General features: G+C 63.2%; 10 protein-coding genes. 1 reads left to right on the plus strand and 9 read right to left on the minus strand.

From position 1 onward, the window contains the following. From DAES_RS16860 to DAES_RS03225, 3 genes are all read right to left on the minus strand, one after another. Window positions 1-2,112: a SpoIIE family protein phosphatase gene (locus tag DAES_RS16860; RefSeq protein ID WP_013513596.1), complete on the minus strand. Its 2,112-nt coding sequence runs from the start codon at window positions 2,110-2,112 to the stop codon at window positions 1-3. A gap of 436 nt (window positions 2,113-2,548) precedes the next feature. Further along, window positions 2,549-4,963 (minus strand): Cache 3/Cache 2 fusion domain-containing protein, encoded by a 2,415-nt coding sequence (locus tag DAES_RS03220; RefSeq protein WP_013513597.1) that lies wholly within the window; start codon window positions 4,961-4,963, stop codon window positions 2,549-2,551. Window positions 4,964-5,145: 182 nt separating this feature from the next. After that, window positions 5,146-5,664, minus strand: coding sequence for a thermonuclease family protein (locus DAES_RS03225; protein WP_013513598.1), 519 nt, complete (start codon window positions 5,662-5,664; stop codon window positions 5,146-5,148). 57 nt (window positions 5,665-5,721) lie between these two features. On the opposite strand from DAES_RS03225, the gene DAES_RS03230 reads away from it, so the two are divergent. Further along, the gene (locus DAES_RS03230) at window positions 5,722-6,558 is read left to right on the plus strand and encodes an MBL fold metallo-hydrolase (RefSeq protein WP_013513599.1); all 837 of its coding nucleotides are present in this window, start codon (window positions 5,722-5,724) and stop codon (window positions 6,556-6,558) included. Between the two features lie 82 nt (window positions 6,559-6,640). Here DAES_RS03230 and DAES_RS03235 read toward each other — a convergent pair whose 3' ends face one another. The 6 genes from DAES_RS03235 to DAES_RS03260 form a co-directional block, all read right to left on the minus strand. Beyond that, on the minus strand, window positions 6,641-6,892 hold the full coding sequence (locus tag DAES_RS03235) for a hypothetical protein (RefSeq protein ID WP_013513600.1): 252 nt from the start codon (window positions 6,890-6,892) through the stop codon (window positions 6,641-6,643). 49 nt (window positions 6,893-6,941) lie between these two features. Next, the gene (locus DAES_RS03240) at window positions 6,942-7,772 is read right to left on the minus strand and encodes a phage capsid protein (RefSeq protein ID WP_013513601.1); all 831 of its coding nucleotides are present in this window, start codon (window positions 7,770-7,772) and stop codon (window positions 6,942-6,944) included. A gap of 553 nt (window positions 7,773-8,325) precedes the next feature. Then, window positions 8,326-9,330 carry an asparaginase gene (locus tag DAES_RS03245; protein WP_013513603.1) on the minus strand — a complete coding sequence of 335 codons (1,005 nt, stop codon included), beginning with the start codon at window positions 9,328-9,330 and terminating at the stop codon, window positions 8,326-8,328. A gap of 92 nt (window positions 9,331-9,422) precedes the next feature. Next, window positions 9,423-12,044: a [protein-PII] uridylyltransferase gene (gene glnD, locus DAES_RS03250; RefSeq protein WP_013513604.1), complete on the minus strand. Its 2,622-nt coding sequence runs from the start codon at window positions 12,042-12,044 to the stop codon at window positions 9,423-9,425. 145 nt (window positions 12,045-12,189) lie between these two features. Continuing rightward, window positions 12,190-12,528, minus strand: coding sequence for a P-II family nitrogen regulator (locus DAES_RS03255; protein ID WP_013513605.1), 339 nt, complete (start codon window positions 12,526-12,528; stop codon window positions 12,190-12,192). A 22-nt stretch (window positions 12,529-12,550) separates the two neighbouring features. Next, window positions 12,551-13,753, minus strand: a complete 1,203-nt coding sequence (locus tag DAES_RS03260; RefSeq protein ID WP_013513606.1) for an ammonium transporter — start codon at window positions 13,751-13,753, stop codon at window positions 12,551-12,553. Between the last annotated feature and the right edge of the window lie 46 nt (window positions 13,754-13,799).

The raw sequence follows: 13,799 nt of genomic DNA on the forward strand, positions 1-13,799 counted from the left end.
CTAACTGTCCTTACCTTTGTATTCAAAAAACAGCATGGTGATGTCGTCGGACTGCTCTGCGCCGTTCGCAAACTTTTCCACATCCTTGGTTACAGCCGCCACTCCCTGCTCAATGGAAAGAGCAAGGCCCTCACTGAGAATACTCTTGAGCCGAGCGTCGCCATAGAGTTCTTTTTTCGGATTAAACGCTTCGGTGACGCCATCGGTATAAAGGAATAGGCGATCTCCAGAAGAAAGCGTCAGGAAACCGGATTTGTATTCCATGTCTTCCATGACGCCGCACACAGGGAAAATCGGCTTTGCCGGAACATACTCTACAGAGTCTTTGCTGATATGTATTGGAGGATTATGACCGCCATTGACATATTCACATTGCCCGGTTTCAAAATTGATAACAATGCAGAACAAAGTAACGAACAACATCTGGTCATTGTCCTTACACAGGTCCGCATTCATTCGGCTGACAGCGGCGCCGAGATTCTCCGAATCAGACCGGACACAATTTTGCAAAAGTGTTTTTGAGATGACCATGAAGAGCGCTGCGGGGACTCCCTTGCCTGAAACATCGGCGATAACGATGCAGATTCTTTTTTCATCAAGGAGGAAGAAGTCATAGAAATCCCCCCCCACTTCCTTGGCTGGAGTCATGGATGCAAAGACATCGATCTCCTCGATTTCAGGAAAGGCCGGAAAAATACGAGGCAGCATGGAGGCCTGTATATCCGTAGCGATGGACAACTCACTTTGAATACGCTCTTTCTCGGCAGTGGTTTTTTCCAAATTGTGCATATATTCATGCAGCGCTTCACCCATGGAATTGAAGTTCTCTGCAAGCAACTGGAGTTCATCACCTGTTTGAATATCGATTTTCCCTTGGAAGTTGCCACCGCCGATAGCTTTTGTCCCTTCAGTGAGCAGGCCAATAGGTTGAATGATCGCCCGTGACATTCGCATGGCAACAACAAGAAACAGGACCATTATCAGGCCTAATACCACGATGGCATTATTTCTGGTCCGCGCAAACTGTCGTGTCAGCTCTTCGCTTGTCGAGTCCTTGGCTGTGAGTATCTTTTTGCTCACTTCCTGCGCGATGGAATTGACGCTGCTTACCGGAACGAGCATGCACAGTGTCCAATCGGTCTGCTCGATCGGATTGTAGACGATGTAGGTGTCAGTATCGCCTAACATGGTTTGCGTCAGTCCGCTCTTGTTCATGGCAACGCGTTTGAAGATATCCTCGACCTCTGGACGGAATCGCGCCTTTTCGAGCTTTGCCACATACGCCTCGCCCCCTTTCGAATAGGCAACGGCCTCCCCCTTCCTGCCAAGCAGGACGCCGACGCCGCCGTCATAGGGCGTTTTCAAAATCGTTTCATTGAGTGTATTGAGCGATACGTCGATGCCTATGACGCCCTTAAGCGTCCCTTGATCACCATAGACTGGTGAAAAGCAGGTCACCATGAGCACGCCTTCCGAAGCACTGGTATACATATCGGTCCAGCCGGTCTCTCCTGATGAAACAGCCTCGGTGTACCAAGAGCGTTCTCGAGGGTCGTACCCTTCTTTGTGTGCGGCAACCCATGGCATTCTGAAATGCAAACCATTCTCAGTACCGATATATATGGACTTCATGATTTCATTTCGCGTTATCGCGTTCCTGAAGAACGGATTGAGAAGGGACGCAAGCGACACATCGCGTTCGATGGCTTTTGTATTGGCATCCGGAGCAATGCGAATAACTGACTCTGTGTCTGGCTGGGCTGGAAGGTCGGTGTGCAGATACCCCTTTTCCGTTGTCGAGGTTTTTCCCGCTTTCCAGATGTTGGACGCCTCCAGTGCCAGGGTGGAAGCCAAGTCACTGATTCTGGCCGTGGCTTGGTAGCAGAGAAGAGCCCTGGCCTTGGCTTCCTGTTCGATGAGGGATTTTCCATAATCTTCCAGAGCATTACGGCTTTCAATTGCAGCCTCATTGCTCATCGACATGGCTTTATCCACCCCTGACAGGGATAGATTCTTCGTTTCCCTGAGTGTGTACCCGGCAAAGAGTATCAAAGCCACGATAGGGAAAAATAACCCCAACAGAAATATCTTCTTCTTAATCCCGATCTTCATGGTTTCCTCCGAACAGTGTCGGAATCCAGCTCAATACCTGTTTAATCTGCCAACACCTTGTTCGTTAATACTGCCAGAGGCAAATGGAGAAGACTCTCATAGCGGATATTCTTCATTAGGCCAACCTTCCAGTCAAACTGAAAAGTCCCGGTATATCAGCCCCATTGCCAAGTTGAGATGTCTGGCTCAAACGGGGGATCAGGAAATGTGTGCAATCGCGCCCTGTGTGCCGCCCCCCCCCAACGAACCACTGGCAGTGCAAGGCAACTGCCCGGAGGCATAGCCGGGATAGCGTCGAATAAGGAGAATCACCGTGGATTGGAACGCTTGGAGGAGTCCGTGGCCTCCATGGGTCTGCCCGGTTCACGGGCGGCTGCGATCGCAAAAGGGCCGCCCCATTTGGGGTGGCCCTTTGTTGTTTTTGGACTGTATCCGGTTATTCCTGCATGCGCTGGATCAGGCCCTTGAGCTGGGTGGCCAGGGCCGCGAGGGAGTCGATGGCCTCGCGGGACTCCTGCATGGCGCGGGAGGTCTCGGTGGAGATGACGTTGATCTCGTCCGTGGCCCGGTTGACCTGCTCGCTGGTGGCGGATTGCTCCTCTGCGGCGGTGGCTATGTTGCGCACCTGATCCGAGGACTGCTGCACCAGGGCCTGGATTTCCGCCATGGCCTGCCCGGTGCGCCGTGCCAGCTCCGTGCTCTCCACCACGGCGGTGACGGCCTGCTCGGTGGCGGTGATATTGCGGCGCGCGCCGCTTTGGATGTCGGTGATGGCCTGTCCCACCTGCTTGGTGGCGTCCATGGTCTTTTCGGCCAGCTTGCGCACCTCGTCGGCCACCACGGCGAATCCCCGGCCAGCGTCGCCCGCGCGGGCCGCCTCGATGGCCGCGTTGAGGGCCAGCAGGTTTGTCTGGTCCGCGATGTCCTCGATGACCTGCATGATGGCCCCGATGCCGTCGGCCTGCTTGCCCAGCTGGGTCATGCTGCCCTTGAGCTCCTCGGAGCGCCTTTCGATCTGGGTTATGGCGCTGATCACCTCGGTGACCAGTTGCGCGCCCTCTTCAGACTTTTCGCGCGCGTTATCGGCGTTTTCAGCCGCGCTCGACGCGTTCTTGGCCACCTCGAACACGGTGGCGTTCATTTGTTCCATGGCCGTGGCGGTTTCCGCAATCCGTTCCTGCTGCACGTCGGTGCCCTTGGTGGACTGCTCCACCTGGGCCGAGAGTTCCTCTGCGGCGGATGAAACCTGGGCGGCGATGGTGTCCGCCTCCTGGGCCACGCCCAGAAGCCGCTCGTGCCGCTCCCTGGTTTCACGCTCGCCCCGCTTGATGGCCGTCATGTCCTTGATCAGGGTGAAGCCGCCGATGATCTGGCCGTCGAAGTCCTTGAGCGGCGCGCTGTCCACGACGATGTCATAGGCCTTGCCCGTCGAGGTCGTGCCCGAGGTTTCCTGCCCCAGGAGGCTACAGTCCTCCCGCATGCAGCGGTGCAGGTTCGTCTTTTTGGCGGCATTGCCGTAGACGAACTGGCCAAAAGCCTGGCCGATGTAGTCTTCGGGCTTGCCGGGCTTGTCAAACAGGTCCAGCTCCTGCTGGTTGATGAAGGTGATCTTCTCGTCAAGATCCATGACCACGCACGGAACGGTCATCCCCTTGAGCAGCCCTTCGGAGAATCCGAGCTTGTTCTTGAGCTCGCTGGTCATGTCGCGCACGGCCTGGATGGTGTCGCCGATGGCGTCCTTGGCCGGGTAGTCAATGGTGGCGTTGTAGTCCCCCTTGGCAATCTCCCCGGTGAAGTCGGAGAGGGCGCGCAGAGGCCTGATCACCAGCCTGATGATCAGGGTCATGAGCAGGGCGAGGCCCAGGATGGAGACGGCGGCCACGCCGATGTTCCAGTACAGGACGCGCGTGTCCACGCCGTGCATCATCTCCTGGTCGGTCAGGGAGAATCCGAAGCTCCAGCCCCACGGAGCGAAGTGGACGATGTGGACCTGCTTGCGCTCGCCGTTGAAGTCGTACTCCACGAACTGGTCCTTGGCCTCCTTGAACGCGGGCCAGAAGGGATAGTCTGTCAGGGATTTCCCCTCCAGGGTCGGGTGCATGATGAGCTGACCCGCCTGATTGAAGATGAACCCGTAGCCCTCGCCGCCGACGCTGGCCGACTGAACCGCCTCGCGAAAGGTCGGGGAGAGGATCTCCCTGCCCACGTAGATGACGCCGATGGTCCTGCCCCCGCTGTCCTTCAGGGGCTTGTAGGCGGTCTGGTACCAGGCGTTCACCACAAAGGCGATGCCGTAGTATGTCTCGCCGTTCATGATGGCCTTGTAGACCGGGCTGGTTTCGGGGATGTAGGTGCCGGTGGCGCGGTTGCCGTCGAGCTTGAGGACGTTGGTGGAGATGCGCAGCAGCTTGCCGGGCAGCAGCTGGAAGATGGTGGCTGTCCCGCCGACCCTTTTTTGCACGGTGTCCACCACGCTGAAATTGCCGTTGACATCGGCGTACCCGAACTTCATGGCCGGGATGGTGATCTGCTCGCGCTCGGAGGTGAACTGGTTCATGATGCTCATGGAGAGGGGCTCCGAGTCGTCAAGCCTCGGAACTCCGGCTCCGGCAATGGCGTCCTCCAGTATGGACAGGTCTCCCTTGACCTTGTCCATGAGCAGATCCTCCTGCATTTTCATCATGTTGATGGTGCTTTCGCTGGAGGATTCCATGGAGGTCTCGCCCAGGATTTTCAGCGATTCATGCACCTGCACATAGGTGACGCCCGACATCATGACGATGGCGGCGGTGACGGCGGAAAGGATGCCAACCTGGAGCTTTGTCTGAAATGGTAGATGGCGCAGGCTCACGATTCCCTCTCAATGTTGCGGTTGCGTTGCGATCGCGCTCCCGATGGGAGCGAGGACGCCCCCATGTGCTTATGACAATTGTAAATTTCGTATCATCGTATCGTGAATTATGTCAACGGATGCCTACTCTTTTCAAACAGTTTCCTGGGCGATCCGGGTTTGCCTGCTGGCCGGGCAGGTCGTTATCTTCCGTGTTTTTTGCGCCACTGCGCCGGGGTCATGTCCAGGCCGCCCTCGGCCCAGAATCCCCGGCGGGCGGCGCGCGCCTCGGCCTCGGCCCGCCTGAACCTTTTGGCGTGGGCCGTGTTGGGTTTCACCGGCAGGGGCAGGGCCAGCCCGGCGCGGATCATTTCTTCGTTGACCATGACATCCCCGGCATGGACATAGGCCAGGAGGCGGCCATAGCGGTCCCGGCGCTCGGCGTCATACTCCAGCCGCAGCTCCCTGTCGATGCACAAACGCAGCACGTGGGACCGGGCCTGGTCGCCGAACCGCTGGCGGCCCTCGGGCGCGTCGATGCCGATGAGCCGGACCTCCTCGATCTTTCCCCCAAGCTCGACCCGCAGGGAATCGCCGTCAATGGCGGCCAGCAGGCGCGCCGGGTCGGCCAGGGCAAACCCGGCGGCCAGCATCAAGGCGGTGAAGATCAGAAGGCCAGAAATGGCAGATACGGTTCGGACATGGGGGTTGCGCGCTGGCATGGGCCCATCATATAGGAATCAGATTGAGGCATAAAGGGCAAACCCCGGAGAAGACCGATGAAACTGACCGTGCTCGTGGACAACAATACCCTGACAGACAGCTATTTCCTGGCCGAACCGGCCCTGTCCCTGTTCATCGAGGACACTGGCGCGCGTGTGCTTTTTGACGCGGGCTATTCCGACGCGTTCCTGACCAACGCCCGGCGCAAGGGGCTCGACCTGCTGCGCCTCGACTGGGTGGCCCTGTCCCATGGCCATCTCGACCACACCTGGGGGCTGGATGCCCTCATCCGCCACCACCTGGAGAGCGCGGCCCAGGGCATGGCCGTGGCAAAACCAAAGCTGCTGGCCCATCCGCAGGCGTTTGCCACCCGCCATGCGGACTCGCTGCCCGAAATCGGCATGCTCCTGGCCGAGGGCAAGCTTTCCCGCCATTTCGAGCCGGTCCTGGCCACCGGGCCGGTCTGGCTTACCGAGCGGCTGGTCTGGCTAGGCGAGATTCCCAGGACCAACGATTTCGAGCAGTCGCGCCCCATGGGTCGGCGCGAGGAACCCTCCGGCCCGGTGGGCGACCACATCCCGGACGACACGGCCCTGGTCTACATGGGTGAGGGCGGGCTGACCGTCATCTCCGGCTGCGCCCACGCAGGCATCTGCAACACCGTGGAACACGCCCGCAACGTCACGGGCGTGGACCGGGTGCGCACCATCCTCGGCGGCTTTCACCTGCTCGACGCGCCCGCATCCCGGCTGGCCGCCACCGCCGACTATCTGGCCCGGCTCGACCTCGACGCGCTCTACCCCTGCCACTGCACCGACCTCGCGGCCAAGATCGCCCTGGCCGCCCGCTGCCCTGTCCACGAGGTGGGGGCGGGCATGGAGCTTGTCTTCTGATTCCACTCCATTTTGTCCACAAAAAATGGGGGCTTCCCCATGGAAGCCCCCGGTGTTCATGCCTGGAGGGGGTGTCTGGTCGCTAGCTGGCTGCGGTCACGCTGACCGCGCCCGCGGTGTTGCTGGCCACGAGCAGGTCGATCGCCCCGGCCCGGTTGGGGCCGGTGCAGGCGATGATGATGTCGCCGGTGTCCAGGTTGTAGTCCTCGGTCGCCTGGTCGAAGTAGCCTGCCGCCTTGATCGCCGCCGCATCGTCGAGGCTGCGGTAGACAAAGAGCTGCTGGCCGGGCACGCCGCCCATCAGGCGCATGTCCTCGCTCAGATATCCTGCCATGATTGTCTCCTTTGGTTTTGCAGAGGGTCGCCCCTCCGGTTGTCGGTTGCTAGGCGATGACCGCGTCGTCGTCGCAGCGGATCTCGATGACCCCGTCCGGGTCGATCAGGCACGCGCCCGCGGAAAGCATGTGGTCCACCAAATGGGCGGCCTTTTCCGGCACCCAGTCCACAAACGCCTTGATGTCCTGGCCCTCGGCCAGCCCCAGGGAGTTGCGGTGGTAGATGAAGCAGCTGCGTACGCCCTCGATCAGCGGCAGCCCGGTGTGGAACATCCAGGTGATGCCCAGCCAGGTGCGCGACTCGGTGCCGGTCAGCCATGCGAACTGCTCCCCGGCATAGTCGCTGGACTTGAACTCCTGGATGTTGAGCAGCTCGTTCCACTGATGGGGGCCGACCATGGCAAACCGGTGGCCGTCGTCAGCCACGTCCGAGGCGTTGAGCGTGCCGAACCCGCGCAGGATCTTGTCCTTGGTCAGGCCCGTGTTGCCCTCTTCGATGACGTTGGCCGCGCCGGTCAGCCGACTGATGAGCAGCTCGTCGATCTTGCGGCCCAGAGCCCAGGCCCCGGCCTCGGCTGCCACCTTGTGCTCGTCCTGCTTCTGCTTCAGCTCGTCGAGCTTGTCGACGTACTCCGCCGCATACCAGTCCGACAGGGTGCACGAGACCGAGGTGTGGTCCAGATTCATCAGCGGCACGTTGCCGTGGCGGGTCTTCTTGCCCGCCGCGCCGCGCCCGATGCGCTGGAACACGCAGCTTGATCCGATCACGCCGGTCTGCAAACGGACCGTGTTGCGCATCTTGGACCCGCGCTGCTGGTAGGACTGATGCACCATCTCGGCATATTCAGTCACAAAAGAGTTGGTAATGGTCGTGGACATTGTCTTTGCGTCTCCTTGGTTGTCGGTTGACTCCAAAACCGGGTGTCCGACACACCTTCCGACCGGGTGTCCGCACCCCCATGCGCAAAACCGCTTCGCACACAGGCTGCGGGCCGAACCGGAACCGTCGGGCCGATGCAGACAACCTACCCCCGACTTCCTGCCCAAACCAAAAACGGGCGCCACAAGGACGCCACAGGGCAAAACAAGACCAACATTCCCTGTTGACAGGGTGGCAACGGGGCGGGGGGGAGTGAGTGGGGAGGAAGATTCCGGGGGGGAAAACTTTTGAAAAAGTTTTCCCCCCGCCCCCCCTTTCAAAACTTGTTGGGTCTACGCCGCCTGGACAGGCAAACGGGCAAGCAAGGGCATGATGGCGGCGTAGGGGGCTGCCGTCCGCACGGGGCGAGCCGCTTTTTATCAAATAGAAAAGAAGGTTGTCTTTTCGCGCATCCACGCCCTCTCCGCCGCTGTCTGTCTTTCTGCTTCCCCAACCTCGCCTTGCGGCGGAGCGTAAGCGGTTTCCCCCTCTGGCCGCCGGAGGCATCCCTCCTCAGGCGTCTTCGAAGAGGTCGCGGATTTCGTCCATGTTGCGGGTGAGTCCGAGGGCGCACATGAGTCGCAGGCGGGCTTTGGGGCCGCCCAGGCGTCCGCAGAGGATGGCACCGCGTCTGGCGAGGTCGGCCCCGCCGCCGGGGTAGCCGTAGATGGGCCACACGCCGCCTTCGATGCATCGGGTGGTCAGGACCACGGGGATGGTGTCGGCCAGGCAGGCTTCGAGGGCCGGGACCAGGGTGGGCGGCACGTTGCCTGCGCCGAACCCTTCGATGACCAGTCCGCGCATGCCCTGGCTTCTGGCGTGGTCCACCAGGGAGCGGTCCATGCCGGTGTAGGCAGTGATGAGCGGGACATTCGGCTCGATGTCGCGGGGCTTGAGTTTGCGGCGCGGGGCGTGTGCCAGGGGGCAGCCGGCCAGAATGACGGATTCGCCGGCCACGTAGCCGACGATGCCTGCCTCGCGCGACTCGAAGGCGTCCACGTTCAGGGAGTTGACCTTGACCGCTTCGCGGGCCGCGAAGATGCGGTCGGTCATGAGCACGCAGGCTCCGGTGCCGGGCGGCAGGGGGAGCAGGCAGGCGCGCACCGCGTTGATCAGGTTGCGGATGCCGTCGTAGCCGGATTCCGAGTAGTAGCGCATGCTTCCGGTCAGGATGACGGGCTTGTCCGAGTCGATGACCAGGTCACAGAGGTAGGCGGTTTCCACGAGCACGTCGGTGCCGTGCAGGATGACCGCGCCCAGCGTTGCGGGTTGGGCCAGGGTTGTCTCCACCTCGCGGGCCAGTCGGAACATGTCTGCCGGGGTCATGTGCGGGCTGGGCTTGTCCGACCACTCGACCGGGCGCAGGGTGACGCCCTGGCGCTGGGGTGCGAGCTGGTTGAGGAGCTTGTCGAAGTTGCCGCCCGGAGCCACGCCGCACGCGCCCTCGGTCGGCGACATGCCGATGGTGCCGCCGGTGAAGAAGACGGCTATTTCGCCCTGTCTGTTGGTCTTGGTCATGGGTCGCCCCGTGTTGGCTGGAGTTGGTCGGGATTCCCTCACGCCCGATGTTGCAGAGTTTGGCGCAAAGCGCAAGGGCGGGGGGCGTGGGATCAGGCGGGTTCTGCGGCGTGCAGCAGGTCGCGGCGCAGGGTCTCGATGCGCTCCGGGTCGGTCAGCTTGGCGCCGGTGTGGTCGCGGACGTGGAAGATGTCGGCGGCGCGGCCCTTGATGGTGGTGATTTTGGCGATGTGGATGGACAGCCCGTGGCCGGACAGGGTGCGGGCCATGTCGTGCAGGAAGCCGATGCGGTCGGGCGCGGCCACCTCGACAAGGGTGAAGAAATCGCTGCCCTGGTTGTCCACGGTGACGATGGGGCGCAGCCGGGGCGCGGAGTTCCCTTTGTGCAGGGGGGAGTTTCGCCGCTCGGCGAGCCGGGCCGCGAGGTCGAGCCTGCCGGTCAGGGCCTGTTCGATGGAGCGGGCCACGCGCGGCCATATCTCGTCCATGAACAGGGTGTCCTGCGGCTCGGATACGGTGAACACGTCCACGGCGGTCTTGTCTGCCCAGGTGAAGAGGTCCGCGGCCAGGATGTTCAGCCCGTGCAGGGCCAGGGCACCGGCCATGGTGGCGAAGAGGCCGCTGCGGTCCAGGGCCGCGATGGTCAGGCGGCAGGTGCCTTCGGCCCGGCCTGGCCCGGCCTCGATCAGGGCGATGCCCTGGCCGCCGGGGGCCGAGGGGTCGCGCAGCCGGTCGCGGGCCACGCTGTCCCAGAGTTGCCGCACCAGCCGGACATGCCCGGCCAGCTGGGCGTGGTCCAGGGCCAGGAAGGCGCGCGGGGGCATGGCGCGCAGGGCCGCGTCCACGAACTCCCTGTCCAGGTCGGTGCAGGTGTGCAGCACGGCCTCGCGCGCGGTCTCGATGCGCTTGGCCGCGTCCGGCTCGGCCAGGGGGCCGTGCAGGAGCAGCCTCCGGGTCTTGAAGTACAGCTCGGCGAAGAGGGAGCGGGACCAGCTGTTCCAGGCGCGCGGGCCAGTGGCCATGGAGTCGGCCACGCTGAGCAGGTAGAGGGCGTCGAGCCGCTCCGGGCTGCCTGCCGTGGCCGCCATCTCGCTGGCCACGCGCTCGTCAGAGAGGTCGCGCCGGGTGGCGGCCTTGGGGATGAGCAGGTGATGGCGCACGAGCAAGGCCACCTCCTGGGCCGTGTCCTGGTCGAGTCCGAACCGGGTCAGAACCTCGCGGGCCATGGCCGCGCCCGCCTCGGAGTGGTCGGGGTTGCCCTTGCCCAGGTCGTGGAAGAACCCGGCCAGGATGAGGATGTCGTAGCGGGGAACGCGGGCCGCTATTTCGGCGGCCCAGGCGTTGGCGTCGGATTTCGAGTTCCCGTGAAAACGGAATCCGGCCAGCCGGGCCAGGGTGACCATGGTGTGCCGGCCCACCGGGTGGACATGGTAGTCGTTGAACTGGATCAGGTGCTCCACCTGTCCGAATTCTGGAACCACGGCGGGCAGGAGTCGGGTTTCGAGCAGTCCGTCGCAGGCCGGGCCGGAGCGCGGGGCGGCGAATATCTTCACCAGCCCGTCCAGGGTCTCTGGCCGGTTTGTGAGCCCGGCGGCGAGGCTTTCCAGGTTGTCGCGGATGGTGCGGCGCGCGGCCCAGGTCAGGGGCAGGCCGGTGCGCGCGGATTCGAGAAATGCTGTGAGCACCGCGGCTGGCGCGGGTTTTGGTTGTGGAACAAGGCCGACGCCGCGCGCGTCGAGGAAGATGCCGGGTGCGGACGGCTGGGGCGGCAGGGTCGCGGATTGGGCCGGGAAGACCTCCTGGAACATGGCCTCGCGCATGGCCTTGATCCGGGTCATGGCCTGATGCAGGCGCGAGAGGAAAAATTCCACGGCCCGGCCCGTGTCCTCGGGCGAGTCGTGGTGCGTGGCAAAGCCCATGAGCCGGGCCGTGCGCGGCTGGAGGTCGAAGAAGAGGCGGTCGGTCTTGCGCCCGGCGCAGATGTGCAGGGCGGTGCGCACCCGGTTGAGGAAGGCCTGATCGTCGCGCAGTCGGGCCAGCTCTTCGGGCAGGAACAGGGGCGGCAGGCCGAGGGCGGCCATGACCGTGACGAGCCAGAACACCTGCTGGCCGTCGCGCAGTCCGCCCAGGCCGTTCTTGAGTTCCGGTTCGAGCATGCCGGTGGCGTCGCCGTACTGGACGGCGCGCGACTCGTTGTGCTGGCTCAGGCTGCGGGCAAAGGTGCGCCCCTGTCGCTTCAGGGCCTTGGCCGCAAAGGCGGCGCGCAGCCGCTCGAAGACCTCGGCATCGCCCGCCAGGGGCCGGGCGTCCAGGAGCGAGGCCAAAACCTGAAAATCCTTGTCGGCCAGCGCAATGCAGTCGGCCACGGTGCGCACCCCGTGGCCCAGATCCAGGCCGATGTCCCAGAGGGGGAAGAGCAGCGACTTGACGAAGGATTCTGTGCTGTTGGGAATGCGGCGGCTGAACAGGAGCAGGATGTCCACGTCCGAGCCGGGGCAGAGCCTGCCGCGCCCGTAGCCGCCCACGGCCACCAGGGCAAAGGCGAAGGGCTGGTCGCCGAGCTCCAGGATGCGCTCCTCGAAGTAGCGGTCCACCAGATGGGTGTATTCCCAGGCAAAGCCGCCCACTGCGCCGTGTCTGGCGCGCTCGAAGAGGTCGGCGCGGGCCGCCTTGAGGCGCAGGGCCGGGGCCGGGAGGCTGGGCTGGGAATCCATGGCGTGACCTGCTGTGCCGCGCGGCGGCCTGGATGGAGCGTTGGCGCTGCCGGGCCGGGATGGCCGGTTGGGCGGCGGGAGGGGGGATTCCCGCCGCCCATGGTACCGAGCCCGCCTGGGCGAGGGTCCGGGCGGGAAGTGGCAGCTAGATCGCTTCCTCGCCGGTTTCGCCGGTGCGGATGCGGATGACCTCGTCCACGGTGGAGACGAATATCTTGCCGTCCCCCACCTGGCCGGTGTGCGCGGCCTTTCTGGCGGCCTCGACCACCTGGGGGGCGAAATCGTCCTCCACGACCACGTCGATCTTGATCTTGGGGACGAAATCCACCTGATACTCTGCGCCGCGGTAGACTTCCTTGTGGCCGCCCTGGCGTCCGAAGCCCTTGACCTCGTTGACGGTCATGCCCTTGACCCCGATGCCGGAGAGGGCTGTCTTGACCTCGTCGAGCTTGAATGTCCGGGTGATGATCTCGATTTTCTTCATAACTGTGTCTCCTTGCGACGGGTTACCACTGGTAGCCGGTTTCGCTGTGTTCGGCGATGTCCATGCCCCGGTCCTGGGCCTCGTCGCCGGCCTTGAGACCGATGGTGGCGTCCACGACCTTGAAGATGATGAAGGTCATGGCAAAGCAGAAGCCCCACGTGGCGATCACGGAGACGAACTGTACCCAAAGCTGGTGGCCGTTGCCAAGGAGAAGCCCCTCGGCCCCGATGGAGGCGAGCACGCCGGTTGCCAGCGCGCCGTAGGTGCCGCCCACGCCGTGGATGCCGACCACGTCAAGGGCGTCGTCATAGCCGAGCTTGTTCTTGAGCATGATTCCGCCGTAGCAGATGATGCCCGCGCCAAGGCCCAGGACGATGGCGGCCATGGGGGTGACGAACCCGGCGGCAGGGGTGATGGCGACCAGTCCGGCCACTGCGCCCGAGGCCGCGCCCAGGGTGGTGGGCTTGCCGCCGTGCAGCCACTCGGCGGCGATCCAGGACATGGCCGCAGCAGCGGTGGCCATATGGGTGGTGACAAAGGCGTTTGCGGCCAGACCGTCGGCGGCCAGGGCGCTGCCCGCGTTGAAGCCGAACCAGCCGAACCAGAGAATGCCCGCGCCGAGGATGGTCATGGGCAGGTTGTGGGGGATGAAGGGCTGGGAGCCGTGCCCCTTGCGTTTGCCGATGAGGAGGGCGCAGCATAGGGCTGCCGCACCCGAGCTCATGTGCACCACCGCGCCGCCCGCGAAGTCAAGCGCACCCATCTGGCCGAGCCAGCCGCCGCCCCAGACCCAGTGGCACATGGGGGCGTAGACCAGCAGCAGCCACAGGGCCGAGAAGGCCAGGAAGCCGGGGAATTTCATGCGCTCGGCAAAGGCGCCGGAGATGAGCGCGGGCGTGATGACCGCGAACATGCACTGGAAGATCATGAAGGTCAGATGGGGCAGGTTTTCGGCAGGGGAGCCCGCGTTGTCCATGCCCACGCCGTTGAGGAAGGCAAAGTCCAGCCCGCCGATAAGCCCGCCGATGTCGGACCCGAAGGAGAGCGAATAGCCCAGCACTGCCCAGAGCACCGAGACCAGCCCAAGCATGATGAAGGACTGCATGATGGTGGCCAGCACGTTCTTGGAGCGGACCAACCCGCCATAGAACAGGGCCAGACCCGGAGTCATGAACATGACCAGGGCCGCACAGATGAGGATGAAAGCGTTGTCGATAAAGTTCATATGAGTACCTCCGGATAGCGCCAATGCAAAACCGGGGCCAAAAATT

It is taken from the genome of Pseudodesulfovibrio aespoeensis Aspo-2, assembly GCF_000176915.2.
GTDB classification, from domain to species: domain Bacteria; phylum Desulfobacterota; class Desulfovibrionia; order Desulfovibrionales; family Desulfovibrionaceae; genus Pseudodesulfovibrio; species Pseudodesulfovibrio aespoeensis.